Origin of the sequence: Achromobacter spanius, from assembly GCF_029637605.1 — a bacterium.
Classification (GTDB): domain Bacteria; phylum Pseudomonadota; class Gammaproteobacteria; order Burkholderiales; family Burkholderiaceae_B; genus Achromobacter; species Achromobacter spanius_E.
Genome location: NZ_CP121261.1, coordinates 227,942 through 250,526, shown reverse-complemented (window position 1 = coordinate 250,526; position 22,585 = coordinate 227,942). Strand labels below are relative to the sequence as shown.

28 protein-coding genes are annotated in these 22,585 nt (G+C 62.3%); 11 read left to right on the top strand and 17 right to left on the bottom strand.

From position 1 onward, the window contains the following. Positions 1-38: 38 nt before the first annotated feature. Positions 39-1,214 carry a PepSY-associated TM helix domain-containing protein gene (locus tag P8T11_RS01150; protein WP_268078716.1) on the top strand — a complete coding sequence of 392 codons (1,176 nt, stop codon included), beginning with the start codon at positions 39-41 and terminating at the stop codon, positions 1,212-1,214. After that, positions 1,211-1,414 (top strand): hypothetical protein, encoded by a 204-nt coding sequence (locus P8T11_RS01145; protein ID WP_268078717.1) that lies wholly within the window; start codon positions 1,211-1,213, stop codon positions 1,412-1,414. Before P8T11_RS01150 ends, P8T11_RS01145 begins: the two co-directional genes overlap by 4 nt. 103 nt (positions 1,415-1,517) lie before the next feature. Here P8T11_RS01145 and P8T11_RS01140 read toward each other — a convergent pair whose 3' ends face one another. Next, positions 1,518-2,345 (bottom strand): aldo/keto reductase, encoded by an 828-nt coding sequence (locus P8T11_RS01140; protein ID WP_268078718.1) that lies wholly within the window; start codon positions 2,343-2,345, stop codon positions 1,518-1,520. A gap of 285 nt (positions 2,346-2,630) precedes the next feature. Between P8T11_RS01140 and P8T11_RS01135 the strand changes: the two genes are divergently transcribed. Next, complete coding sequence (locus P8T11_RS01135) at positions 2,631-4,436, top strand: ABCB family ABC transporter ATP-binding protein/permease (RefSeq protein ID WP_268078719.1); 1,806 nt, start codon at positions 2,631-2,633, stop codon at positions 4,434-4,436. Between the two features lie 51 nt (positions 4,437-4,487). Then, positions 4,488-4,895, top strand: a complete 408-nt coding sequence (locus P8T11_RS01130; protein ID WP_268078720.1) for a Rieske (2Fe-2S) protein — start codon at positions 4,488-4,490, stop codon at positions 4,893-4,895. A gap of 13 nt (positions 4,896-4,908) precedes the next feature. On the opposite strand, the gene P8T11_RS01125 is transcribed toward P8T11_RS01130, so the two are convergent. Then, positions 4,909-5,892, bottom strand: coding sequence for a bile acid:sodium symporter family protein (locus P8T11_RS01125; protein ID WP_268078721.1), 984 nt, complete (start codon positions 5,890-5,892; stop codon positions 4,909-4,911). Between the two features lie 115 nt (positions 5,893-6,007). On the opposite strand from P8T11_RS01125, the gene P8T11_RS01120 reads away from it, so the two are divergent. After that, positions 6,008-6,850, top strand: a complete 843-nt coding sequence (locus tag P8T11_RS01120; protein WP_268078722.1) for a LysR substrate-binding domain-containing protein — start codon at positions 6,008-6,010, stop codon at positions 6,848-6,850. 27 nt (positions 6,851-6,877) lie between these two features. Here P8T11_RS01120 and P8T11_RS01115 read toward each other — a convergent pair whose 3' ends face one another. From P8T11_RS01115 to P8T11_RS01105, 3 genes are all read right to left on the bottom strand, one after another. After that, the gene (locus P8T11_RS01115; RefSeq protein WP_268078723.1) at positions 6,878-7,237 is read right to left on the bottom strand and encodes a hypothetical protein; all 360 of its coding nucleotides are present in this window, start codon (positions 7,235-7,237) and stop codon (positions 6,878-6,880) included. A 148-nt stretch (positions 7,238-7,385) separates the two neighbouring features. Further along, on the bottom strand, positions 7,386-8,264 hold the full coding sequence (locus tag P8T11_RS01110; protein ID WP_100855176.1) for an N-formylglutamate amidohydrolase: 879 nt from the start codon (positions 8,262-8,264) through the stop codon (positions 7,386-7,388). Between the two features lie 2 nt (positions 8,265-8,266). Further along, entirely contained in the window at positions 8,267-9,259 is a 993-nt protein-coding gene (locus P8T11_RS01105) for a Bug family tripartite tricarboxylate transporter substrate binding protein (RefSeq protein WP_268078724.1), read from the bottom strand. Positions 9,260-9,374: 115 nt separating this feature from the next. Here P8T11_RS01105 and P8T11_RS01100 point away from each other — a divergent pair, with 115 nt between their 5' ends. Further along, complete coding sequence (locus P8T11_RS01100; protein WP_268078725.1) at positions 9,375-10,313, top strand: LysR substrate-binding domain-containing protein; 939 nt, start codon at positions 9,375-9,377, stop codon at positions 10,311-10,313. Between the two features lie 109 nt (positions 10,314-10,422). Here the strand turns inward: P8T11_RS01100 and P8T11_RS29130 are convergent, their stop codons facing one another. From P8T11_RS29130 to P8T11_RS01075, 6 genes are all read right to left on the bottom strand, one after another. Further along, positions 10,423-10,638, bottom strand: coding sequence for a hypothetical protein (locus P8T11_RS29130; RefSeq protein ID WP_025135384.1), 216 nt, complete (start codon positions 10,636-10,638; stop codon positions 10,423-10,425). A 102-nt stretch (positions 10,639-10,740) separates the two neighbouring features. Continuing rightward, positions 10,741-11,850: an AGE family epimerase/isomerase gene (locus P8T11_RS01095; protein ID WP_268082471.1), complete on the bottom strand. Its 1,110-nt coding sequence runs from the start codon at positions 11,848-11,850 to the stop codon at positions 10,741-10,743. Positions 11,851-11,998: 148 nt separating this feature from the next. Continuing rightward, entirely contained in the window at positions 11,999-12,211 is a 213-nt protein-coding gene (locus tag P8T11_RS01090) for a hypothetical protein (protein ID WP_006218759.1), read from the bottom strand. A 346-nt stretch (positions 12,212-12,557) separates the two neighbouring features. Next, complete coding sequence (locus P8T11_RS01085; protein WP_268078726.1) at positions 12,558-12,782, bottom strand: hypothetical protein; 225 nt, start codon at positions 12,780-12,782, stop codon at positions 12,558-12,560. Positions 12,783-12,837: 55 nt separating this feature from the next. After that, positions 12,838-13,584, bottom strand: a complete 747-nt coding sequence (locus P8T11_RS01080) for a sulfite exporter TauE/SafE family protein (RefSeq protein ID WP_268078727.1) — start codon at positions 13,582-13,584, stop codon at positions 12,838-12,840. Positions 13,585-13,644: 60 nt separating this feature from the next. Beyond that, positions 13,645-14,556 carry a DMT family transporter gene (locus P8T11_RS01075; protein WP_268078728.1) on the bottom strand — a complete coding sequence of 304 codons (912 nt, stop codon included), beginning with the start codon at positions 14,554-14,556 and terminating at the stop codon, positions 13,645-13,647. 160 nt (positions 14,557-14,716) lie between these two features. On the opposite strand from P8T11_RS01075, the gene P8T11_RS01070 reads away from it, so the two are divergent. Both P8T11_RS01070 and P8T11_RS01065 read left to right on the top strand, forming a co-directional pair. Next, the gene (locus P8T11_RS01070) at positions 14,717-15,187 is read left to right on the top strand and encodes an Lrp/AsnC family transcriptional regulator (RefSeq protein ID WP_006218755.1); all 471 of its coding nucleotides are present in this window, start codon (positions 14,717-14,719) and stop codon (positions 15,185-15,187) included. Between the two features lie 115 nt (positions 15,188-15,302). After that, complete coding sequence (locus P8T11_RS01065) at positions 15,303-15,536, top strand: hypothetical protein (protein WP_268078729.1); 234 nt, start codon at positions 15,303-15,305, stop codon at positions 15,534-15,536. A 99-nt stretch (positions 15,537-15,635) separates the two neighbouring features. Here P8T11_RS01065 and P8T11_RS01060 read toward each other — a convergent pair whose 3' ends face one another. After that, the gene (locus P8T11_RS01060; RefSeq protein ID WP_268078730.1) at positions 15,636-16,229 is read right to left on the bottom strand and encodes a BPSL1445 family SYLF domain-containing lipoprotein; all 594 of its coding nucleotides are present in this window, start codon (positions 16,227-16,229) and stop codon (positions 15,636-15,638) included. Positions 16,230-16,510: 281 nt separating this feature from the next. Between P8T11_RS01060 and P8T11_RS01055 the strand changes: the two genes are divergently transcribed. Together P8T11_RS01055 and P8T11_RS01050 are read left to right on the top strand one after the other, a co-directional pair. After that, positions 16,511-16,744 (top strand): hypothetical protein, encoded by a 234-nt coding sequence (locus tag P8T11_RS01055; RefSeq protein ID WP_268078731.1) that lies wholly within the window; start codon positions 16,511-16,513, stop codon positions 16,742-16,744. A gap of 206 nt (positions 16,745-16,950) precedes the next feature. Beyond that, positions 16,951-17,904, top strand: a complete 954-nt coding sequence (locus tag P8T11_RS01050; protein ID WP_268078732.1) for a succinylglutamate desuccinylase/aspartoacylase domain-containing protein — start codon at positions 16,951-16,953, stop codon at positions 17,902-17,904. A gap of 107 nt (positions 17,905-18,011) precedes the next feature. Here the strand turns inward: P8T11_RS01050 and P8T11_RS01045 are convergent, their stop codons facing one another. Both P8T11_RS01045 and P8T11_RS01040 read right to left on the bottom strand, forming a co-directional pair. Further along, positions 18,012-18,446: a GNAT family acetyltransferase gene (locus P8T11_RS01045; RefSeq protein ID WP_268078733.1), complete on the bottom strand. Its 435-nt coding sequence runs from the start codon at positions 18,444-18,446 to the stop codon at positions 18,012-18,014. Between the two features lie 279 nt (positions 18,447-18,725). Then, positions 18,726-19,640, bottom strand: a complete 915-nt coding sequence (locus tag P8T11_RS01040) for a PhzF family phenazine biosynthesis protein (protein WP_268078734.1) — start codon at positions 19,638-19,640, stop codon at positions 18,726-18,728. Between the two features lie 182 nt (positions 19,641-19,822). Here P8T11_RS01040 and P8T11_RS01035 point away from each other — a divergent pair, with 182 nt between their 5' ends. Next, on the top strand, positions 19,823-20,212 hold the full coding sequence (locus P8T11_RS01035) for a hypothetical protein (protein WP_268078735.1): 390 nt from the start codon (positions 19,823-19,825) through the stop codon (positions 20,210-20,212). 45 nt (positions 20,213-20,257) lie between these two features. On the opposite strand, the gene P8T11_RS01030 is transcribed toward P8T11_RS01035, so the two are convergent. The 3 genes from P8T11_RS01030 to P8T11_RS01020 form a co-directional block, all read right to left on the bottom strand. Then, the gene (locus tag P8T11_RS01030) at positions 20,258-21,079 is read right to left on the bottom strand and encodes an alpha/beta fold hydrolase (RefSeq protein ID WP_268078736.1); all 822 of its coding nucleotides are present in this window, start codon (positions 21,077-21,079) and stop codon (positions 20,258-20,260) included. A gap of 3 nt (positions 21,080-21,082) precedes the next feature. Next, the gene (locus P8T11_RS01025; RefSeq protein WP_268078737.1) at positions 21,083-21,865 is read right to left on the bottom strand and encodes a hypothetical protein; all 783 of its coding nucleotides are present in this window, start codon (positions 21,863-21,865) and stop codon (positions 21,083-21,085) included. Positions 21,866-21,969: 104 nt separating this feature from the next. Next, the gene (locus P8T11_RS01020) at positions 21,970-22,524 is read right to left on the bottom strand and encodes an aspartate carbamoyltransferase (RefSeq protein WP_268078738.1); all 555 of its coding nucleotides are present in this window, start codon (positions 22,522-22,524) and stop codon (positions 21,970-21,972) included. Between the last annotated feature and the right edge of the window lie 61 nt (positions 22,525-22,585).

Below are 22,585 nucleotides of genomic sequence, written 5' to 3'. Positions count from 1 at the left end.
TTAAAGGGGGCCGCGCGCGCCGCAGCCCTCCCGCCGCCATGACAGCCGCGTCCACCATCAAAACCTGGTACTGGATCCATAAATGGACCAGCCTGGTCTGCACCATCTTCCTGCTCATCATCTGCCTCACCGGCTTGCCGCTGGTGTTCCATCACGAGATCGAACACTGGCTGGATGATGGCAAGCCCCTGTCCAACGTGCCGGCCGATACGCCGCCCGCCAACCTGGACAAGCTGGTTGCCAGCGCCCTGACGATGTACCCGGGCGAGGTCGTCGACTATTTGTTCTTCGACCCCGATGAACCCCAGGTGTACGTCGGCATGGCCAAGACCCCGGGCGACGGCCAGGCCTCCGGCCACGCCGTGCGCATGGACGGCCGCACGGGCGAGGTGCTGCTGGACGGCCCGCTTTATACCGAAGACAAGTTCTCTTTCATGGGCATCATGCTGGCCCTGCACGTGGACCTGTTCGCGGGCTTGCCCGGCGAACTGTTCCTGGGATTCATGGGCCTGCTGTTCTGTGTGGCCATCGTATCGGGCGTGGTGCTGTACGGCCCGTTCATGAAGAAGCTGGAATTCGGCACTGTGCGCGCGGCGCGCTCCACGCGCCTGAAATGGCTGGACCTGCACAATCTGCTGGGCATCGTGACGCTGGTGTGGGCCTTTGTGGTGGGGTTCACGGGCGTCATCAATGAATTGTCGACGCCCCTGTTCCGCCTGTGGCAGTCCACCGAACTGGTCCGCATTCTTGAACCTTACAAGGGCCAGACCGTGCCCACCCAGTTGGCCTCGGCGCAACTTGCGGCCGACACCGCAAAGAAAGCCCTGCCCGGCAACGAAGTGTCGTTCATCGCCTTCCCCGGCAACGCCTTCGGCAGCCCGCACCACTACATCGCCTGGATGCGCGGCGACACCCCGCTGACCTCCAAGCTGAACACCCCCGTGTTGGTGGACGGCAAAACCGGCGAACTCACCACCGTGGCCAAAATGCCGTGGTACCTGACCGCGCTTGAAGTCTCGCGGCCGTTGCACTTCGGTGATTACGCCGGCCTGCCCTTGAAGATCATCTGGGCGCTGCTGGACCTGATCACCATCGTGGTCCTGGTCAGCGGTCTTTATCTTTGGATCGCGCGGCGCCGCGCCACGGAAGCGCGCATCAATGAACTCGTGAAAAAGCACCAAGCCGCCGCCGCGCCGCAAAGGACGCCGGCATGAGCAAGCGACATTCCAAAGGCCGTGGCGGCCGGGGCTTCATGTTCGTATGGGGCGCGCCCACCTTGCTGGGCGTCTTAAGCGTGTTCGGCCTGCTGGCCGCCCTGTTGGGCACGGGCGCCTGGCACTGGGCCTCGTGGATCACGCTGACCATCCTGCTGGTGGTCATCCTGCGCTACTGGGTCTTCCCGCTGAAGCACTAGCGCGCGGGCCGGGCCGTGGGGGTCATGGGGCCCCGCTGCCCCACCCCTGGCCTCGTATTTGGCCTCGTATTTGGCCTCGTATTTGACTTTGTACTTGGCCGGCTTAGCTGCCGAACTTCTCCGGGTCCGGACCCAGGCGCGCGCCGTCCTTGATGGCGTCAATGGCAGCCATCTCGTCAGCCGACAATTCAAAATCGAAGACGTCGATGTTCTCGCGGATGCGAGCCGGCGTGACCGACTTCGGAATCACGATCAGCCCACTCTGCAAGTGCCAGCGCAGCGTGATCTGGGCGGCCGATTTATTGTGTTTTTCAGCCAGGTCCACGATGACCTTTTCCTTGGTGACCCCGCCTTGCGCCAAGGGGCTCCAGGACTCGGTCGCAATACCGTGCCTGGCATGGAACGCCCGCAGCTCACGCTGCGCGAACCCCGGATGCAGTTCTATCTGATTCACCGCCGGCGCCACTTTCGACGCCTCGATCAGTTGCTCCAGGTTGGCCTGCGTGAAGTTGGACACGCCGATCGAACGCGCGCGGCCATCTTCCTTCATCTCGACCATGGCGCGCCAGGCGTCCAGGAACTTCGTGCTGCCCGCCACGGGCCAGTGGATCAGGTACAGGTCCACATACGCCAGGCCCAGCTTCTCCAGGCTTTCGTCCATGGCCTTGTGGGCGTCGTCGTAGCCGTGCTTGTCGTTCCACAGCTTGGTGGTGATGAACAGATCCTTGCGCGCCACGCCCGCCGCGCGCAGGCCCGAGCCCACGCCGGCTTCGTTGCCGTAGATGGCAGCAGTGTCCACCGACCGGTAGCCGGCCGCCAGCGCTTCCTTGACCGCGGAAGCCGCCTGATCGTCGGGCACCTGCCACACACCCAGGCCCAACTGCGGGATGCTGTTGCCGTCGTTCAATTTCACTGCGGGTACCTTCGCCATAAGACCCTCCGAAACTTGCACCGCGACGCTCGCACGGCGAATACGCGCCAGGTCGCGCAATCCAGGGCCCAGCCCGGCCAACCCCGGATTGAAGAGATGAAAGAAAACGGGCTTGCCGAGCTGCGCCCGCGCCGTAATTCCAGACCAACATCCCCTGGCAATGGTCCGGAAACACCAGGGGTTATCACCAAATAATAGCGCCCGTGCCGGATAATGCCCTTCACACGGCCTTCCACGCCGCCTTTCGCACCGCCCCTCCCGCCTACGCGCCCCCCTCGCCCAACCATGAATTCCCCTGACACGCCACCCAAGAACCGCGGCGGCTTTTCCACCTTGCGCACCCTGTTCCCCTACCTTTGGCCGCCGGGAAAAACCGGGCTGAAGGTGCGCGTCGTGGCGGCGCTGCTGTGCCTGTTCGCCGCCAAGGCAGCGACGGTCTACGTACCCCTGATCTACAAGCAAGCCATCGACGCACTGGGCAAGGGCGCGCCCGGCGCGGTGACGGTACCACTGGGCCTGATCCTGGCGTACGGCACCGCGCGCGTGCTGTCGCTGCTGTTCTCGGAACTGCGCGACGCCATCTTTGCCCGCGTGGGCCAGCACGCCATCCGCGAGGTCGGCCTGCAAATCTTCCGGCACCTTCATGCCTTGGCGCTGCGCTTTCATCTGTCGCGCCAGACCGGCGGGCTGACCCGCGCCATCGAACGCGGCACCAAGGGCATCCAGACGCTGCTGTCATTCCTGCTATTCAACATCCTGCCGACGTTCTTCGAGATCGGGCTGGTCTGTATTGTGCTGTGGAAGATGTTCGACATCTGGCTGGCCGTGGCCACCGGCGCCACGGTCATCCTGTACATGGCCTATACGCTTGCGGTAACGGAATGGCGCGCCAAGTTCCGGCGCCTGATGAACGAAACCGATTCCGAAGCCAACACCAAGGCCATCGAAAGCCTGCTGAACTACGAGACGGTCAAATACTTCGGCAATGAAGAACACGAGGCGCGCCGCTACGACGCCTCGCTGACCCGCTACGAACGCGCGGCCGTGCGCAGCCAGGTCAGCCTGTCCATCCTGAACGTGGGCCAGGCCGCCATCATCTCCGTCGGCCTGACACTGGTGATGTGGATGGCCGCCACCGGCATTGCCGAAGGCCGATACACGCTGGGTGACTTCGTGCTGGTCAACACGTATCTGCTGCAGCTTTACCAGCCGCTGAGTTTCTTCGGCTTCATCTACCGCGAAATCAAGCAGGCCATCATCGACATGGAACGCATGTTCGAACTGCTGGGCCAGGACCGCGAAGTGGCCGACCGCCCCGACGCCCAGCCCTTGCACCTGGCGGGCGGCCAGGTCGAATTCCGCGACGTGTACTTTGGCTACGACGCGCGCCGGCCCATCTTGAAAGGCGTCAGCTTCAGTATCCCCGCCGGCAAGACCGTAGCCGTGGTGGGCACCTCGGGCGCCGGCAAATCCACCATCGCCCGCCTGCTGTTCCGCTTTTATGACGCTGACAGCGGCGCCATTCTTGTTGACGGACAAGACGTGCGCAGCGTCACCCAGGCCAGCCTGCGGGCGGCCATTGGCGTGGTGCCGCAAGACACGGTGCTGTTCAACGACACGATCCACTACAACATTGGCTACGGCCGCCCCGGCGCCACCGATGCCGAGATCGAAGCCGCCGCGCGCCTGGCCCACATCCACGAGCTGATCATGACCATGCCCGACGGCTACCAGACAATGGTGGGCGAGCGCGGCCTGAAGTTGTCGGGCGGAGAAAAGCAGCGCGTGGCCATCGCCCGCACCATCTTGAAGAACCCCGTCATCTTTTTATTCGACGAGGCCACCAGTGCGCTGGACACCCATACCGAACGCGAGATCCAGGCCAACCTGCGCGAAGTCAGCGTAGGCCGCAGCACGCTGATCATCGCGCACCGGCTGTCGACCGTGGCGGATGCCGACGAGATCATCGTGCTGTCGGAAGGTCGCATCATCGAACGCGGGCGCCATCCACAATTGCTGGCCCAACGCGGCGTGTACGCCGGCATGTGGGCGCGCCAGCAAGACAGCGCCCACAGCGCCCCGGCCGATTGACAAGCCCTGTCCGCTATCCGAAGATCGCACCCTTTTCTTCAAAGGCCCGCCATGCAGGATTCTTCCGCCCCTGACGTCTCTGCGATTCCCGACGCCCCAGGTGTCCACGTCTGTGCCTCCACCGACCTGGTCAACGGCGGCCTGGGCGTGAAAGTGCCCGTGTCCGATGGCGCGGGCCAGACCACCGCGTTCTTCGTGCGCTACCAAGACCGCGTGCACGGCTACCTGAACCGCTGCGCCCACGTCGGCGTCGAGCTCGATTGGGAAGGCAGTTTCTTCACGCGAGCCGGCGACCTGATCATGTGTGCGCGCCATGGCGCCACGTACCAGCCCGACACGGGCCTCTGCGTGGGCGGCCCCTGCAAGAACGGCCGGCTGACCGTGTTGACCGTGTCCGAACGCGACGGCGCCGTCTATTGGCACCCCAGCGGCAAGATCGTTCCGCGCAACGACGCTTGACGCTTGCCAGGACCTAGGCCCCAGCCACCACCGCCTGGGTCGGCTGCTGCCGTTCCGCATACCGACGCGCCAGCACGGCGCACACCATCAGTTGCATCTGATGGAAGATCATCAGGGGCAGTACCACCACGCCCATCTGCGACGTGCCGAACAGCACCGTGGCCAGCGGAATGCCTGAGGCAAGCGACTTCTTCGATCCGCAGAACACCAGCGTGATCTCGTTCTCTTTGGACATGCCCAGCTTGCGGCTGCCCCAGGTGGTGATCACCAGCACCGCCCCCAACAACAGGGCATTCACCAGCACCATCGTGGCCAGGTCTATCGCCGGAAAGGCGTGCCAGATGCCCTGCGCCACGGCCTCGCTGAACGCGGTGTAGACGGCCAACAGAATCGAACTGCGGTCCACCTTGGACAAGGTGCGGTTGTTGCGTTGCGCCCAAGCGCCGATCCACGGCCGCAGCAAGCTGCCCACGGCGAACGGCAACAGCAGTTGCAGCAAGATGCGGCCGGCGTCAGCCAACCCGTGCCCGCCACCCTGCCGATGCAACAGCACCGCCACCAACAGCGGCGTCAAGACGGTGCCCAGCAGATTGGACGCCGTCGCCGCGCAAATGGCGCCGGGCACATTGCCGCGCGCCATCGACGTGAACGCAATCGACGACTGCACGGTTGACGACAAGGTGCACACGAACAGCACGCCCAACCACAACGACGGGGTCAAGAGGCCCGGAAACAGCGCACGCAAGCCCAGGCCCAGCGCGGGAAACAGAATGAAGGTGGACGCCAGAATCAGGGCATGCAGGCGCACATCCTTCACGCCCGCCACGATGGCATCCGTGGACAGGCGCGCACCATGCAGGAAGAACAACAGCGAAATGGCCACATTGCTGGCCACCATCATGAATGACGCGCCCTTGCCCACGGCGGGGAAAAAGCTGGCGAATGCCACGGTGGCAATCAGGATCAAGGTGAACTTGTCTGGCAGGAAGCGGCGCATGGCGTAAGGGTTTCCAGGAAATTACGGAAAACTATAGGCGCGCCGCTTGCCATCGTGAAGCCCACTGATTACTTTAACTGTCATCGGAAATCATAATGACCAGGCCGCGCCTTCCATGCTGAATCCCCTATGGCTCAAGACCTTCACCGCCGCGGCGGCCGCTCCCAGTTTCACGGAAGCCGCCCGCCGCCTGGGGCTGACCCAACCCACCGTCAGCGAACATATCCGGCAGTTGGAACAGTCGGTGAACCGGCGCCTGTTCCTGCGCGACACCCATTCGCTGGTGCTGACCAGCGACGGCCGCAGCCTGCTCGTCCATGCCGAGATCATCCTGGACGCGCACGAACGCGCCGAACGCCTGTTTGATGCGCCACGCCTGCGCGGCCGTGTGCGGCTGGGCACGTCGGACGACCTGGCCATGGGCCCGCTGCCCGATGTGCTGGCCGCGTTCCGCCTGGCCCATCCCGAAGTCGAGCTGGACCTGACCATTGGCGTCACCAGTGATCTTTACCGGCTGCTGGACGACAACGAGCTGGATGTGATGATCGGCAAGCGCCGCCGCGGCGATCGCCGCGGCCAGACCCTGCATAAAGAGGCGCTGCTGTGGCGCGCCAAGGAAGGCCTGCGCTTTGCGCCCGATGAGCCGTTGCCGCTGATTCTGCTGCGCGAACCCAGTGTCACGCGCACGCTGACGCTGGACGCGTTGGCGCGCGTGGGGCGCAGTTGGCAGATTGTGTGCACCAGCACCAGTTACGCCGGTTGCCAGGCGGCTGCCCGCGCGGGCCTGGGCATTACGGTGCAGCCCTCGCACTTGTCCACGACGGGCTTGGCCGCGCCGGGCGGCGCGATTCAGTTGCCGGCGTTGCCGCAGGTGGAATTCATCGTCATCTCGGCCCCGTCGCCCAACAAGCCCACCCGCGCGCTGACGGAAATCCTGATGCGCAGCACCTTGACCTGAAGGCCCGCGGCGCCATTGCCGCAGCCCTTATTCGGGCAGCGGATCGGGCACGCCGTCTTCGTCCACGCTCGTCACGCGGTCCAAGGCATTGCGCGCGGCCGACATCGCTTCGATCGTGCTGCGAAAGCGTCGGCTGACGAAGATTTCAAAGGGCTGGCCTTCGGGCGCTTGGGCTTCCTGGGGCAGGCCATCCTGGGGCAGGCCATCCTGGGGCAGGCCGTCCTGGGGCAGGCCACCCTGGGCCGCATCTTTCGATTCCGCCACGTCGCCCTCTTTGCCCTTGGACGCCAAGCGCCGCGTCTCCAAAAAGGCCCGAGGTGGCGTGCGCCCTTCCGGCTGCGTCGCGTACGCCACCACCGAAAATCCGTTGATCGTCTTCTCTAGCATTCCGGTTCCCTCGCGCCGCGGCCACAGACGGCGCAGCTTGCTCCTAGCGACAACGGCGTGGCACGAGGAAACTTAAGCGCCATGCAAAAAGCCGGCGTTGATCTGCATCAACACCGGCCTTTGCCACCTGCCGACCACACAAGCGACTCTATTTTGTCGACGTAACCGCATCCATGCGCACACGCACGTAATCGGCCACCTGCTCCAGCACCGTAGACAAATGCCCGCGCAGCAATTCAAAGCCCGGGTTGCGTTCGCGCGTGACCTCGTCCATGTACAAGGGGCGGCGAATCTCCACTTGCAGGCTGTGCCGGTTCAACGCGGGCTGCCCAATCTGCGCAATCAATTGCACCCCCTTGTAGGGGTCGTTGCGCGCCACCGTGTAGCCCAGGTCGCGCAGGGCCTTTTCGATCAGCGCGATGAATTCCGGTTCGCACGTCGTGCCGTCACGGTCGCCCAGCACGAAGTCGGCCAGCGGATGTTCACTTTGCCGGCCCAGGCGTTCATAGGCATCGTTGGGCATCGAATGCAGGTTCAGATGCCACACGGCGCCGAAGCGCGCTTCGGCCTGGCTGATCGCGCGCGCCAAGGCGGCGTGGTAAGGCTCGTAGTACGCCTGGATGCGATGCCGCACTTCGGCCAGGCTCAGCTTGCGGTCATAGATGGGCGTGGCTTTGTCCATGCGGCGCCAGATCAGCCCTTTGCCCAGGCGGGTTTTCTCACCGGGCGACAGCGCGTGCGGCCAAGGTTCGGCCAACAGCTCCGGGTCCAGATCCTGCAGCGTGCGGTTCGGGTCGATGTACACGCGCGGAAAGTGCGCCGCAATCAAGGTCGCGCCCAGCGCGGGGGCCGCCGACCACAGCGCGTCCACGTGCGTGTCTTCACCCTGGCGCAATTGCGCCCGTGTGGCGACCGCCCCGAAATCCTCGGGATAGTGCTCGCCGCTATGCGGCGAATCACAGACCAGCGGCAGCGCCGGCCCTTGGGGCTCATGCACGGAAACCACGTTGAAATCGGCAAGCGTCATCGTCAGTCAGCCTGAATGTTGGCGGCCTTGGCCACCTTGGCGTAGCGGGCCAGGGCCTGATGAATCTGGTCCTGGAACTCTTGGGGGGTTGTCGGCATCAGCGTACCACCCACGTCTTCGGCCTTTTTGCGGAACTCGGGATCTTTCATCGCCGCGCGCACCGCCTGGTTAAGCTTGTCGATCACGGCCGTGGGCGTACCCGCTGGCGCCACCAGCCCAAACCAGCCGCCCGTGCCCATGTCGGGGTAACCCAGCTCAATGTAGGTGGGCACGTCCGGCAGCAAGGGCGAGCGCTCGGCGCCCAACACGGCCAGCGCTCGCAGCTTGCCGCCCTTCACTTGCGGCAGCGTCGACGACAGGTTGTCGGTGATCGCGTCCACCTGCCCGCCCATCACATCGTTCAAGGCCGGACCCGCGCCGCGATACGGCACGTGCAGCAAGCGGATGCCGGACAGCATCATGAAGTTCTCGATATTCACGTGGCCCAGCGAGCCCACGCCCGGCGAGGCAAAGCTGTAGCGGTCAGCCGGCGCGGCTTTGGCCATCGCCACGAATTCCGCCATGTTCTTGGCCGGCAGATTCGGGTTGATGGCCAGAATGCTGGGCACCGCCAGCACATTGGCCACGGGCGCGAAATCCTTCACAGGGTCGTAATTCATCTTGCGATACACGGCCGGGTTCGAGCCATGCGTGCTCATCGTGGCCATGCCCAGCGTATAACCGTCGGGCGTGGACCGCGCCACCTGCTCCATGCCCATCGAGCCACCCGCGCCCGCCTTGTTCTCGACCACGATGGTCTGCTTCAGTTCGCGGCCGGCGTACTCGGCCACCAGGCGGGCCACGATATCGGTCGATCCGCCGGCGGCGAACGGCACCACCAGCTTGATGGGGCGCGAGGGGTAGTCGGCGGCGTGGGCAATGCCGGCAAAAGACAAGGTGGCGAACATGCCGGCAAGCGCGAAACGCGCGGACCGGCCAAGCAGGCGGCGAGACATGAGTCGACTCCGAAAAAGGAAGGTGTGGGTTTCAGACAGGCCGCCAGTGTCCAAACTTTACCGTCCCCTTTCAAACGACTATATTGCACTCCTTCATTACCAAAGGTCATGCTAGATGCGCTTGCATTCGCCGTCCATGTCCGAGTTGCATGCCTTTATCACGGCAGCGCGCTTGGGCAGCTTCACACTGGCTGCCCAGACCTTATGCGTGACACAAGGCGCCATCAGCCGTGCCATTTCGCGCCTGGAAGCGCATTTTGGCCAGCCGCTGATGTACCGGAATGCGCATGGGCTGACCCTGACCGCGACGGGTCAAAAACTCTACGATGGCGCGCAAGCGCCGCTGCAAGCCATTGAAAAGCTCAGCACCGAGCTACGCGCCGACGACCGCCGCCGGCACCTGACGCTGTCCATGGTTCCCACGCTGGCCAGCGCCTGGCTGGTGCCGCATCTGCCCGACTTCCACCGGCGTCATCCCGACATCCAGCTCAATTTCTCGGCCTATCGGCGCAATGAAGATTTTTCGGGCACCACGCCGGACGCGAGCATCCTGGCAGGCACGCCCGACCAGTGGCCCGGATGGCAAGCCGACTACGTGATTGGGCGAGAAGTGGTGGTGATCTGCCACCCGGACCGCTTGGCCGCCCGCCAGGCCCAGGGGCTGTGGAACACGCCGCACGGCCTGCTGGGTGAGCCGCTGCTTTACCACACCAATGGGCAAGACAACTGGGCTCAATGGTTCACTGCCGCCGGTGTGCCGCGCCATGCCGTCACGCTGTCACAGGGGTTCGATCAGGTGTCCATCCTGGTCCGTGCGGTCATGGCCGATATGGGCATCGCCGTCCTGCAACGCTGCCTGGTACGCGATGAGCTTCAGTCCGGCCGCGTGGCGGCGCCCTTTCCCAAGCTGCCGATACGCTTGCGGCGCGGCTATCACTTATGCGCGCCGGCTCAGCGGCGCGACCACTACGCGCTGGATTGTTTTCGGCAATGGTTACTGCAAACCGCGCAGGCCGACCCCGACGTCGTGGCGGCCGACCAAATACGTGGCTAGGGAGCAAGCCTCCGAAGAAACCTTTAGTTTCTCGGGATCGGAATTTGGTGCAACAAAATAAAACGGGCCTCTTATTCAGAGGCCCGACTCAAATGCGGCGTTGCGACGCTCAAGGCGCCAGCTTGAATCCCAGATCCACGCCCCACTTATCGGTTTCACGCAACCATTTCGCCCCACAACTCAGGCACCGAAAGTGATCTTCGCGACTTTCTTCGCGCCCTTTTTGCGTGGGATTGGTGAAACCTTGATGTCCCAGATGCGAATGCGGCGCAACGCCTGCAAGGCCCGGATTAATGCGTTGGCACGCCAAACACATGACGCTCATTGATGCTTCCCCACAAACAGTGTTACGGAATTGTAAGGGATTTCACCAATATTTTTCTATCGATTTATATCAAGTGAATGACAATAATTGTTAAATGAGCGTTTAAACAACGTTTGGTAACGCCGCGAGACAGGTCGCCAAATGGTACGGCGATGTCGACGGCATATCGGCGCGCACCACCGCGCCCTGGCCGTCCAGGCATTCGTGCCACCCTCCGTCGTGCAGGAAACGGGCGCGGAAACTGGCCAGCCCCGACTCCAGGGCGGGCAAATCGCCCAACACCGCCAACGCCCGCAGGTATTCCGTTTGCGCCCAGATCCGCCGGGTGGCATCGATGACCACGCCTGACTCGTCCAGCGACGCCACCACACCCGGGCCGTCCACATCCACACCGTGCTCGCGTGACCACCGCACGGCTCGCGGCAAGGATTCCACCAGCTCCAAGCCTTCGAACACTTCGGCCGCGCCGTGCACCAGCGACAACCATTCGAACTGATGCCCGGGCTCGAGCCGATTGTCGGCCGAGCCCTGCAAGGCCTCGGAAATGCACTGCGTGGACCCATGCACGAAGAACTGGCTGACGCCCTGCGCCAGCGAACGCAAACGCTGGGCAAACAGCGCAGGCTCCGCCACTTGGGCGGCAGCCAGATACGCTTCTGTCAGGTGCATCATGGGGTTTTGCGCCGGGGCTTTCAGCGGGTGTAGAAGATCCGCGCTCAGCGCCGCGTGGTACAGCCCATCATTCGTCTTGAAACGCGACTCGATCGTGGCCGCCGTCGACAGCATCAGCTTGCGCGCCTCGGCATTGCGGCTACGCGGGAAGTAAGCCGCGCAGGCCAGCACAATGAAAGCGTGCGTGTAAAGATCCTGCGTGTCGTCCAAGGGGCGCGCATCAGCGTCGACGCTGTACAGCCAGCCGCCGCATTCATTGCGAAATACGCGGCATAGCGAATCGAACAGCCTATCGGCATGCAGACCCGCATCCGTGCCGGGCGCCTCTGCGAACACATACAGTTGCCGCGCGCAAGCCATCGCACGATACCGAGCAGGCGCCAACGGCAGACCTGTCGCGGCGTCCAACGATTCGTAGGGCAGACCCAGTGCTTGATTGAAGCCCTGCCCCATCCATAGCGGCAGGATCACGGAGCCAAAATGCGCCCGCAAGGCGCGGGCATGTTCCGTAAGAGAAAGAGTGGTCTGTGCGGCAGTCATCTTGGAACGACGCATACCCGAAAAGGGCTCCAGGTTTCGGAGCAGCAACGATAACCGAAAATTTCGTCGCAAATTTTTGAGTACTTTCCGAAGCCTCATGCAAGCACAGACCGGTCCAACCGATCAGCTCCGTCCAGGGCGTTTAGCCCTATCGGAAGATGTTTTCCTCGACCCAGTTCTGCGCGAATATTTCCGCGCGATCACGTGCTTCGTCTAACGAAGCGCAGTTGCCCAAGTGGGAAAACGCGGCATCCACCTCGGTGCCGCCCTCGGCCGTTACCGTCAGCAAGACGCCATATCCGCCGGTATCCATGGCCGCCGTGGAAACGTCGATCAGTACTTCCTGGTCACGATGCTGCATGTGCTACCTCCCAGTCGGTTACCTAAACGCGTGAACCACGCGTGACGGTGCGGGAGCAAATTCCCGCGAAATGAATAGACCTGAAAGCGTCACGCAAGTTCATCTTACTGGCGACGAAAGGTGCGCGATACGTCCGGAAGATGCCAAATCGCACATTCCGTCTCAGGAGATTCCCGTACTGGCCCATAAATACCCCCTGAAGTGCGACATAGGACGAAAACATTCGCAAACTATGCGGCAATTCCGCGCATCTTGCTTCAATGCGCAGCAAGCTGAAAGATTTCAAGGGACAAAAAAAAGCGCGGCAAGCGTCTGACGGACGGCGCGCTTCTTTGCCTGGCGGCGGTCAGCGCACGTGGATGGCGCCGGGTTCTTCCATGCGCAGGGCCAGCTTGCCCTTTTCGGTAATCAACCAACGGCCATCGGGGCCAGGTTGAATGCAGCGCAAGGTTTGCAGTGCCTGCGAAATTTCAGCGGGCACCACAGCTTGAGCGGCGTCAGGTTCACAGTTGTCTGCGACGATGCGCAGCCAATGACCCAGTTCGCCTTTTTGGAAACGATGCAATGCCATGCGTGACTCTCTCTTCAATGGCGTAAACGATAGCATGCCCGTCAAGGCCGCCTGGCTACGCCAAAAGCTTGGGCACCGAAGAGACCAGCAGCGCCACGCCAGATAGAGTCAACAGCCCCAGCACGACGCGACGAAACGTCACATCGCTGATGCCCACATACAGGCGAGCGCCCAGCAATGTCGGTAGCAGCATCGCCGGCAAGATGATGGCGAATAGCGGCAGCATGTCGCGTGTGACCACGCCCGTGTAGAGGTAGCCTGCCATCGTCACGACCAGCATCGACAGGTTGAAGTTCTGGATCACCGAACGTTGCACGTCACGATCAAAGCCGCGCAAGGTACACCACAGGGTGGGAATCACGCCGGTAAAGCCGCCGATGCCGCCCATGACGCCACCCATCGCCCCCACCACCCCATCCGCCACCTTGCCGCCCGCCGTGATGCGCGGCAAGCGCGTGGCGAACAACATCATCGGACACCAGACCGCCAACAAGCCGCCAATACAGGCCTTGAATATCACCGGGTCCAGATGCGGCAAGAGCATTACACCAACGGGTATGCCCACCAACCCGCCCGTCACGAAAGGCAGAAGGTTCGACCACGAAAACCCTCGCCGCACGGTGAATGCGGCCAGCAACTGGCCGGTCAGCCCACCGAACACGGTCATGGCCGCCGCCAATCTGGGATCAATCGTCCACGCCCAGAATGACATGGCCACCAGCCCGAACCCAAACCCTGACAGTCCCTGCACGAAGCCGGCAGCCACGGCGCCCACCACGACCAGTACATATAGCGAATCCATTCTGCCGCGCACCCACTAGTGTTGCCAGGCCCCGCCCGGCGCACGCCATTCTAGAGCGTTCTAAGACGGCCGCAGCGCAAGCGGACGCTTCATGCGTGCCGCCACGGCGGATGCCGCAACGCTTGCGGCGATCAAGCCCAGGCCCAGCGCCAGGTCTGCCGAAATGCGTTCGTGAAAGACCACCGAGGACACGATCAAGCCGATGACCGGCACGCACAGCATCGCAATGGACGTGGCCACCGGCGGCAGCTTTTGCGTCATGCCCAGCACCACAATGAAAGTCAGCGCGGTCGCCAACGGACCCGTGTACAGAATAATGGGCCAGGCGTCGGGCACGGTCAGGAAGGTGGGCGCGCCGTCACGCATCCAGGCCAGCGCAACCAACGGCAGCGTGGCCAGCGCAGTCTGCCAGGGGATCATGTCAGCACCCAAACGCACATGGCGGTTGCCGCGCAGTTGGATGATGTTGCACGCCCACGCGAACGAGGCGCCCAGCAGCATGATCAGGCCGATCGCCGTATGCGCCTGCCACGGGCTGAACGCGGGAGCCACGATCACGGCTATGCCCGCATAGCTGAGCGCCGTTGCGAGCCACTGGCCCGCGTTCAAGCGTTCTTTGAGGATCAGGGCGGATAGCGGAATGACCCATATCGACGTGGCGTACGCAATGACGGATGCGCGGCCGGGCGCCACATATTGCAGCGCCCACAATGCCAAGGCCGTAAACGCGCCCATTTGCAGCAATGCCACGCCCGCCACCAGTGGCCATTCCTGGCGCGTCGGCAAGCGCAGCCGTCCCAACATCGCCAGCACCACCACACTGATCACCGCCGCCGATCCAAACCGGCTGGCCGCCAGCCACAGCGGACTCATGTGCGCCAGCCCCATCTTCATCATGGGCCAATTGCCGCCCCAGATCAGGACCGCACCCGCCAAGGGCAAAAACCTGCGCAACGCACTTTGCTGACTCATCACTGCCTGATCTACCGCTTGAATATTCCGTGCTTTTGCCGATTAGCAAAACGAAGGAATAGTCTATAGGGTAAACCCCAGCACATTTCACCTGAATGCACTCCGATAAACTTCTTCCTCAGCATGAATGCGCTGCCCATCGACAAACACCAGGTGACTTATGCCAGAAATCAATCTGGATGCAACCGACATCCGAATACTGAACGAACTACAACGCGATGCACGCTTGACCAATGTCGAGCTTGCCGCGCGGGTCAACCTGTCGGCCTCGCCCTGCCTGGCTCGTGTCAGGCGCCTGGAAACCGATGGCTTGATCGACCGCCGCGTCACGCTGTTGAATGCGCGCAAGCTGGGGCTGAAGGTCAACGTGTTCATCCAGATCTCGCTGGACAAGCAACGCAAGGCCGCGTTGGACGTCTTCGAACGCGAAATTGCCGTGCTGCCGGAAATCATGGAGTGCTATCTGATGTCGGGCGACGCCGACTACCTGATCCGCGCGCTGGTGCCGGACGTGGATGCGCTGGAACGCCTGATCGTCGAGCACATCACGCGCATCCCGGGCGTTGCCAGCATCCGTTCAAGCTTTGCGTTGAAGCAAGTGCTCTACACCACAGCCGTCCCGCTTGCCTGACGGACGGCGCAACGTGATCGGCAGGCTTGCGGGATCAGGCGGGCCACCGCACAATGCTTGCGTCGGCGCCGTGCGTGCGCCGGCCTTCCCTCCCATCGCTTAGCAAGGAGCAACCATGCCCGAAACAGAATGGTCCCCCGGCAGCACGCTACCCGATCGTCAGGGTTACTTTGAAGTCGAATTCGACACCGGCGAAACTGAAATCACGCGCTACGGCATGCTGGGTTGGGAACCCGAGCCCGAACGCGGTCGCATCCTGCGATGGCGCGGCCTGGACCCCGACATCGAAGAAGCTGAAATCCAACGCGAAAGCGCCGTGCGCAATAACGGAGACAACCTCATCGGTTGATTTGGCGGGTTTGGCTGATCTGTCGAATTCGGCGAATTGGCCAGTCCAAATGAAAATGCCGCGGAAAAATCCGCGGCATTTTTTCATGGGGAAAAGATCTTACCAGTCGAGCTTGGAGATCTTGGTGCCCGCCAGCGAAACCCCAGCCATCAGGCCGCCGTTGTTCATCACGAAACCAACCACCGGTTGCTGCGCCGTGTTGGTGTCAATGCGGCCGTTCGCACCGATATTCACCACGGCCACCGTGGCGTCGGCACCGACCGTCCAGCCGTTGCTGTTGCGGAACTTGTTCAATGCGTCATCCGTCATGAACAGCAGCACCATGGCCTTGGACTGCGCGCCAGCCTGAAAGCCGATCGAGCCCGCCGTCGTGCTGTAGTAGCCGGCGTTGGATCCGCCCACGCGCAGCACCCCCTTACCGTGTTCGGCGCCCACAATGAAGCTGCCGCTCAACACATCAGGGAACACCAGCACGCCCTTGGCACGCGCCACCAATTCCTTGGACTGCGGCGACGCCTCGTAGAGTTTGGACAGGGTTGCGTTGGCTGCGCTATTCATCGAATCGCGCTGCTCAGAGGCCGTCGCGGAAGATTTGGGCGTGGTAGTGGTGCAGCCCGCGAACAGCAGGCCCGCCACACCGATAGTCGCCGCCGCAATGCCTACACGACGCAGGACAGGAAAAGTATCAAGCATGGAACTCTCCTTTATTGTTGTCACTCGCTACCAATGTACCGGGCAAATGCATCGGTACAAGGCATAGGATTGTGATAAACGAAACAAAACCTACCTGCTGCCGCTGGGAACACCAAGGGTGCTTTTCAACAACCATGCGCCTGCGCGCCGGAAACCGCACCCCTGCGCGCGGCAACATTTCGTAGGGGATTCAGCGATCTACTGCTTGTCTACAGAATGCCGTATCGGGGCTCGCCCGTCGCCGCGTCCACGGACACAATGCCCGACAAGACCAATTCCGCGTGACGCCGCGCTACCGCGGCATCGGCGAACGTAACAAAACGAGGCAGGGACCAGCGTTGCTGTCCGCCGTCCTCGCCCGTCCGGCTCACGATTATCTCGATGGCCAGCACACCGGCATCCAGGCTTACGATTTCACAACCCACCTGAAATCCATCGATATGGCGTTGCGGCACCGCACCCATTCTTTTCACTCCCGAAATCGAACTTACCGCGCGCAATATGCCAAAGAATAATCGCGCTGAAAAGCACTCGTTTCAACGGGTTGCGACGCACTATTCCACCTAGTGCAGACGCATCTTGCGATCGACCGAAAGGGGCGAAATCAGCCCGGTTTTTGGCCGGATTCGTGCTTTCCCGTGGACGAAGAAAAAACGCGATAAACCAGCCAGCATTACCGAGGGGTATATTTGCAACGTTCAACAAGAGGCCAACCACTTCCATGCAAACCGCTGCTTTCGAACCCGACACCGCCCCCCTTGAAGTCCTGCCCCGCGACCTCTCCGCCTACCGCGAAGGCAACACCGGCATCCCGTACGTGCATCGTTTCGAGTCCGGCGTGCCCGGCCCCCATGTACTGATCAACGCCATCACGCACGGCAACGAAATCTGTGGCATGGTCGCCGCCACCCACTTGCTGGACAACGGCGTGCGGCCCAAGATCGGCACACTGACGGTCAGCTTCGCCCACGTCGAAGCCTATGAAGCCTTCGACATCGACAACCCCTACGAAAACCGTCAGCTTGTCCACAACCTGAACCGCATCTGGTCCGCAGCCATGTTGGACGGTGGCGAAGACAGCCCCGAACTGCGCCGCGCGCGCGAGTTGCGGCCGGTCCTGGACGCTGCTGACTTCGTGCTGGACATCCACTCTACCCGCGCACCGGTACAACCCTTCTGGGTCTACAACGAGATGGACCGCAACACCGCGTTGGCTGCCGCGGTGGGCGCCCCCGCCGTGCACCTGGTCATGCCGCAGCACAAGTTTCCCGGCACGGGTGTCATGGGCTATGGCCATCATGGCGACCCGGCATCCGACAGCGGTGGCGCGCTGGTGGTCGAATGCGGTCAGCACTTCGCGCGTTCGGCCGCTGAATTGGCCACCGACGTGACGCTGCGCTTCCTGGCTCACACCGGCTTGATCGACACGCCCCAGGACGCCGCGCCCCCGCCCGTGCCGCAGCGGTATCGCCTGCTTGAAGTGCACATGGTGAAGTCTGAAGACTTCCGCTTCACCCGCCCGGTCATTGGCTTTGAGACCTTCGACAAAGGCGAGTTGATTGCCACGAACGGCGCCGAGGAAATTCGCTCGCCTTGTGACCATTGCACGATCTTCATGCCCACCCGCATGCCCATCGTTGGCCGCGAGGCGGTATACCTGACCGTCGCCATCTAGACGCTGGCAACCGTGTCCCTGGGCGCGTCTTGGGTATCGGCGTTACGTATCTCGTTTACGTATCTCGTTTACGTATCTCGTTTACGTATCTCGCTTACGTATCTCGCTTACGTATCCGGAATCAGGCGCTTGCCCAGGCTCACGACCTCATCAAGTTGAAAGCCCAGGCTCTTGTAAAAGCCCTGCACGCCCCGGTTGCCCGAACGGATCAGCAGGTTGATCTTCGGGCAGCCCATATCGTGCAATCGGGTTTCAAGGGCGCGCATCAGCACCGTGGCGTAGCCCCGCCGCTGATGCGCCGGGGACACCGCCAGATAATTGACCCAGCCACGATGCCCGTCATAGCCGCCCATCACCGTCGCGACGATGGCGCCATCAATCTTGCCCACCAGAAACAGATCGGCTTGCACGGTGAGCTTGCGCGCGATGTCCTTGGCCGGATCGTTCCAAGGGCGCGTCAGGCCGCAGTCACGCCATAACTGGATCAGAGCGGCCTCGTCGGCGGATTGATAGGGCTGAATGGTCAAGGCTTGCATAGTCATGCTTCGTTCCTGTAGAGAAGAAAACGAAGGCCTGACGAACCGTCTCGAACGCAGCGATGCAAGCAAATACCATCGCCACAAACCCTGCAAACAAAAAGGCCACGAGAGGTATCGTGGCCTTCAAGGGACAGCGTCGCAAACGCGACGCCTTAACGTGACCAGCCACTCAACGTAAGCGTCGAGTGACTCGTCGGTTGCCTGCCCGGCATGCGGGAGGAAAATGCAGTGCGTTCATGTGGGCCAGCATACACGAGCCCCCCGCGCGCAATCAAGGTGGATTCAGCCCAATTCCGGCGCTGGCAGGGTCCCTTCCATGACCACCACCGCGTGACCCGCCACGCCTGCCCATACGCCGTCGGCGCGAGGTTCGGCATGCGCCAGCAACAAGCTGGCGCGGCCCATGTCGACCCCCTGCCCTACGCGCAGTTCCAACTTCCCGTGGCCGCGTAATGCCGCACGCAGCGCCGTGACGGCCGCCGTGGCGCTGCCGGTTGCGGGGTCTTCCGTCATGCGGCCGGTGAACATCCGCGCCTGAATATCGGTCGGCGCGTCGACCGTGTCACCACTCGTGTCGGTGGTGTAGACGTAGATCGACTTCGCCCCATCCAGCGGCAGCAGCGCCGCGTACCCGTTCGAATCCGGCGACGCGCGGCGCAAGGCGTCGCGGCTGGCCAACTGCGCCACCAGGAATATCAACCCCACCGACACCACTTGCGGCGCATGCTCGGACATCTCGATGTCGGACGGCTCCAATTTCAGCGCGCGCGCCAGGTCCGCGGCGGAGACTTCGCTGGCGCGAGACAACGGTTGCGGCGCTTGCAGTTCCACGCTTTCCACGCCCTTGGCGCCCGACCGCAGGGCGATGCGCACCAGGCCCGCGGCCTCTTCAAAAACAAAGGCATCCGGCGCCGGGCGCCCCGCCGCGACCATTTCGCGCGCCAGCACCACCGCGGTGCCCACATTCGGATGCCCCGCGAACGGCACCTCGCGATCAGGCGTGAATATCCGCACCCAGGCCGTATTGGCGCGATCTTTCGGCGGTAGTACGAAGCTGGTTTCCGAGTAGTTGAATTCGCGGGCAATGCGCTGCATCTGCGCGCCATCCAGTCCCTCGGCGTCCAGCACCACCGCCAGCGGGTTGCCGCAATAGGTCTGCGTGGTGAATACATCGGCCGTCACGTAGCGGTAGCGCATCGAAAGTCTCTTATTGGCATGTGAATGGAAAGAGTATGCGCGCCACCCCGGCAGTTGCGACAGGCACAGAAAGCCACGACTTTCGCCATAACAGCGCGGCGTGGGCGCACAGGTCGAGTACCCTGTCTTCCTGGGCCGTCCTCGCGGCCCGCAGCGCGCTTTACTCCTGCAAGGAATGCACCATGGAAAACCCTTTTGGCGACACCGACGAACCCGTTGTCGGCCACCGGCAATACCTGATCTTGATCGCGGCGTCCAAAGACAACGCCTCACTCGCCCAAAAGCAGCTTGAAAACCTGAAGAAGTACGTCGATGAACGCGCCGCGCCGCTCTGGATCGACGCCAAGGGTATAGGCGTCCTGCTGACGACGGATATGGTGGCCTCGGAAATCTGGCGCGCCATGTTCCAGAAGGAACAGGGCCAAGACCTTGGCGATACGCGCAACATGCTGGTGTTGGAACTGGGCAAGGATTGGGCAGCGCGCCGCGACGACAAGATCGAACACTGGCTGGCCTCGCACGTCGGCACCCCACTGGCGCCCATGCCGCGCGGCGCGGGCAAGAAGCGTTAAGGCTGAAGCGTTGAAGCCTGATGCGCTGAAGCCCGAAGCGCGCGTTCAGGCCTGATTGGCAATGCGATCGATGAACGCCAAGATCTCGGCGGTCAATTCGGCCGGCCGATCCAAGCTAGGCAGATGGGCCGTGCCGGACAACGCTTGACCGGCACCGTCCGTCAGCATCGTCGCCACCTGCCGACTACGTGCCTGAATATGTGGAAAATCGCAGTCACCCCACATCACCAGCGTTGGCTTGCGAATCTCATTTAGACGCCCGTAGGTAGGCAGGTCGTCAACGCTTGCCGCAACATGCCGCGACTGCAATATGGCGGCATTCATTTCAAGAAAGCGCTGACGCGCAGCGCCCGCTACGCGCCCTTCTGGTTCGCAAGGCCCATCGAGGAACAACCGCGCCTTCAACGTGTTCACGCGGTCTCTGTTGCCTTCGGCCTCCGCCTGCTTCAGCTCTGCCATCAATGCTTTGATGCAGGCCGGAAACACCGGCTCGGGAGCACCCGGCACCGTCGGGGCAATCAACACCAGCCCCCGCACGCGGGACGGATGCAGCAGCGCCGCGTCCAGCGCCACCCGCGCGCCCTGCGAACATCCGATCAAGACCACCGACTTGCCGTCCGCCAAGGCATCAATCACCGCCATCAGATCCGCAACCGCCGAATGATCTTCTGCCACGGCATGCGTCTTTCCGTAGCCGCGCCGGTCATACGCAATGGCCTTGTTGCCGATCGCAATGCCCGCCATCTGCACATCCCACATGCGGCGGTCGCAAATGGCGGCATGCAAGAACACAACCGGGTCGCCGCTACCCTCCGCTTCCGCAAAAAGCGTCGCACGACCGCAAGGGATTTGATGTTGCGTACGCATGGCTCACGCAAGCGCGGCGGGGTCGCCCGCCGTATCGGCAGCCTGCGGCACGGACTCGCGATACGCCACCGCGCACATCGCCGTCACAATCACAAGCATGCCGATGCTGATCAGCATGCCGGCCACGGTGAACCCAACGCCAGACATCGTCGGGAAACGCGCCACATCCGCCACCATGGCGCTGGTAAAGCCCACTGACACGAGCAAGACAAACAGCCCAGTGACCAAGGGCCAACGCTTGAAACGCATGGCATCGCGCATTGCCTTGAAGCCATATTCACCCACCGCCACGGCGTGCACCCAACTCAAGGCCACCACCGCGCCGGCATACACAAACGGCACCCACAGCAGGCCCAGCACAATGAACAGCGCGAGGAAGAACCCGGCATCTCCCACGCCGTTCATCGCGAAGTAAAGCAATATCGGAATATCAGCAGACGCCCGCAATATCGCGCCCACCACGACCACAAAGAGCACCAGCAAAGCCAGATGCTTGGCCTCGGCGTTGCTCCCTCGCGCAAGCTGCGCCGCGGCCACATCACGGCCGACAAGCATCGCTAGCCAAGCAAAGGTCAATCGCGCCAACGCCAGCAGGTTCACCATGGCCAGCAGTAGAAACACAAACTGCATCGTGCCCCCGGAGTTCGACAACAGCAACGCGAAAGGTAGCGTAACGATGAATGCGGCCAATACCCCTGGCGCGGTCGCCATCATTCGACGGCCTTGTTGGCGGATGGCTTTGAAGGTCAACGCGATGAACTGAGTTCCAGCGAGTTTGCTAGCCACAGGCTTGCCTTTAGGGACTGAGATGGAGCGATACGTTACACCAGAGTCCGTGATTTTCGTTGGGATTCAAGGGAGGCTCTGACTGACGCAGGGAAACCGGTCAGTCAATGGGATTCATGCCCTTCGACCGCATCGCTGCCATGGTCAGAAAGCTGCGCATCAAACCACTTATGCAACGCATCCGCCAGGTGCACTTCTTTCGCGGTGTACGTCAGTTGCGCCCCACCTTCGACATCTTGGTAGGCAATGTCGATTTGCCTAGAGCTGGCCGCCTTTAGCTCAGCCAATCCTGGCATGTCTTGGCCATGGATGTGGCTCGGACCCGCGAAGTCTCCTTGCAAGAACTGCGCTTGGATTTCCCGCAAATGCTGCCGAATCCGTGCCACTTGATCAGCGTCTGACGCATCCTTCGCCACCACACGCTGAACGCCGCCGTCCGCATTCTTGGTAAAGATATGGGTCGTAGCCGACAAGCTGAAAGGCATCACATCTTTGCCCCGCTCGGAAACCTCTGCCTGACGTTGCGCATCAGCTTTCCCTTTCATGTGAGCCGCATGGTCCATCTTGGAATGATCCATCGGCGATGAATCCGTGTTCTGTGCTTGAGCAAAACCAGTCAAGGCAGAAAGAGCGAATGCCACTGCAATCAGCTTCCGCATTTTTGATCTCCAGTTATGTTGTGGCAATGCATGAGCAAACGCATTACACGCACCAATGATC

What these genes read in the sequence shown, in the direction of transcription:
- P8T11_RS01150 (WP_268078716.1), top strand. Translation starts at nt 39, where the DNA reads ATGACAGCCGCGTCCACCATCAAAACCTGGTACTGGATCCATAAATGG.
- P8T11_RS01145 (WP_268078717.1), top strand. Translation starts at nt 1,211, where the DNA reads ATGAGCAAGCGACATTCCAAAGGCCGTGGCGGCCGGGGCTTCATGTTC.
- P8T11_RS01140 (WP_268078718.1), bottom strand. Translation starts at nt 2,345, where the DNA reads ATGGCGAAGGTACCCGCAGTGAAATTGAACGACGGCAACAGCATCCCG.
- P8T11_RS01135 (WP_268078719.1), top strand. Translation starts at nt 2,631, where the DNA reads ATGAATTCCCCTGACACGCCACCCAAGAACCGCGGCGGCTTTTCCACC.
- P8T11_RS01130 (WP_268078720.1), top strand. Translation starts at nt 4,488, where the DNA reads ATGCAGGATTCTTCCGCCCCTGACGTCTCTGCGATTCCCGACGCCCCA.
- P8T11_RS01125 (WP_268078721.1), bottom strand. Translation starts at nt 5,892, where the DNA reads ATGCGCCGCTTCCTGCCAGACAAGTTCACCTTGATCCTGATTGCCACC.
- P8T11_RS01120 (WP_268078722.1), top strand. Translation starts at nt 6,008, where the DNA reads ATGCTGAATCCCCTATGGCTCAAGACCTTCACCGCCGCGGCGGCCGCT.
- P8T11_RS01115 (WP_268078723.1), bottom strand. Translation starts at nt 7,237, where the DNA reads ATGCTAGAGAAGACGATCAACGGATTTTCGGTGGTGGCGTACGCGACG.
- P8T11_RS01110 (WP_100855176.1), bottom strand. Translation starts at nt 8,264, where the DNA reads ATGACGCTTGCCGATTTCAACGTGGTTTCCGTGCATGAGCCCCAAGGG.
- P8T11_RS01105 (WP_268078724.1), bottom strand. Translation starts at nt 9,259, where the DNA reads ATGTCTCGCCGCCTGCTTGGCCGGTCCGCGCGTTTCGCGCTTGCCGGC.
- P8T11_RS01100 (WP_268078725.1), top strand. Translation starts at nt 9,375, where the DNA reads ATGCGCTTGCATTCGCCGTCCATGTCCGAGTTGCATGCCTTTATCACG.
- P8T11_RS29130 (WP_025135384.1), bottom strand. Translation starts at nt 10,638, where the DNA reads ATGAGCGTCATGTGTTTGGCGTGCCAACGCATTAATCCGGGCCTTGCA.
- P8T11_RS01095 (WP_268082471.1), bottom strand. Translation starts at nt 11,850, where the DNA reads ATGACTGCCGCACAGACCACTCTTTCTCTTACGGAACATGCCCGCGCC.
- P8T11_RS01090 (WP_006218759.1), bottom strand. Translation starts at nt 12,211, where the DNA reads ATGCAGCATCGTGACCAGGAAGTACTGATCGACGTTTCCACGGCGGCC.
- P8T11_RS01085 (WP_268078726.1), bottom strand. Translation starts at nt 12,782, where the DNA reads ATGGCATTGCATCGTTTCCAAAAAGGCGAACTGGGTCATTGGCTGCGC.
- P8T11_RS01080 (WP_268078727.1), bottom strand. Translation starts at nt 13,584, where the DNA reads ATGGATTCGCTATATGTACTGGTCGTGGTGGGCGCCGTGGCTGCCGGC.
- P8T11_RS01075 (WP_268078728.1), bottom strand. Translation starts at nt 14,556, where the DNA reads ATGAGTCAGCAAAGTGCGTTGCGCAGGTTTTTGCCCTTGGCGGGTGCG.
- P8T11_RS01070 (WP_006218755.1), top strand. Translation starts at nt 14,717, where the DNA reads ATGCCAGAAATCAATCTGGATGCAACCGACATCCGAATACTGAACGAA.
- P8T11_RS01065 (WP_268078729.1), top strand. Translation starts at nt 15,303, where the DNA reads ATGCCCGAAACAGAATGGTCCCCCGGCAGCACGCTACCCGATCGTCAG.
- P8T11_RS01060 (WP_268078730.1), bottom strand. Translation starts at nt 16,229, where the DNA reads ATGCTTGATACTTTTCCTGTCCTGCGTCGTGTAGGCATTGCGGCGGCG.
- P8T11_RS01050 (WP_268078732.1), top strand. Translation starts at nt 16,951, where the DNA reads ATGCAAACCGCTGCTTTCGAACCCGACACCGCCCCCCTTGAAGTCCTG.
- P8T11_RS01045 (WP_268078733.1), bottom strand. Translation starts at nt 18,446, where the DNA reads ATGACTATGCAAGCCTTGACCATTCAGCCCTATCAATCCGCCGACGAG.
- P8T11_RS01040 (WP_268078734.1), bottom strand. Translation starts at nt 19,640, where the DNA reads ATGCGCTACCGCTACGTGACGGCCGATGTATTCACCACGCAGACCTAT.
- P8T11_RS01035 (WP_268078735.1), top strand. Translation starts at nt 19,823, where the DNA reads ATGGAAAACCCTTTTGGCGACACCGACGAACCCGTTGTCGGCCACCGG.
- P8T11_RS01030 (WP_268078736.1), bottom strand. Translation starts at nt 21,079, where the DNA reads ATGCGTACGCAACATCAAATCCCTTGCGGTCGTGCGACGCTTTTTGCG.
- P8T11_RS01020 (WP_268078738.1), bottom strand. Translation starts at nt 22,524, where the DNA reads ATGCGGAAGCTGATTGCAGTGGCATTCGCTCTTTCTGCCTTGACTGGT.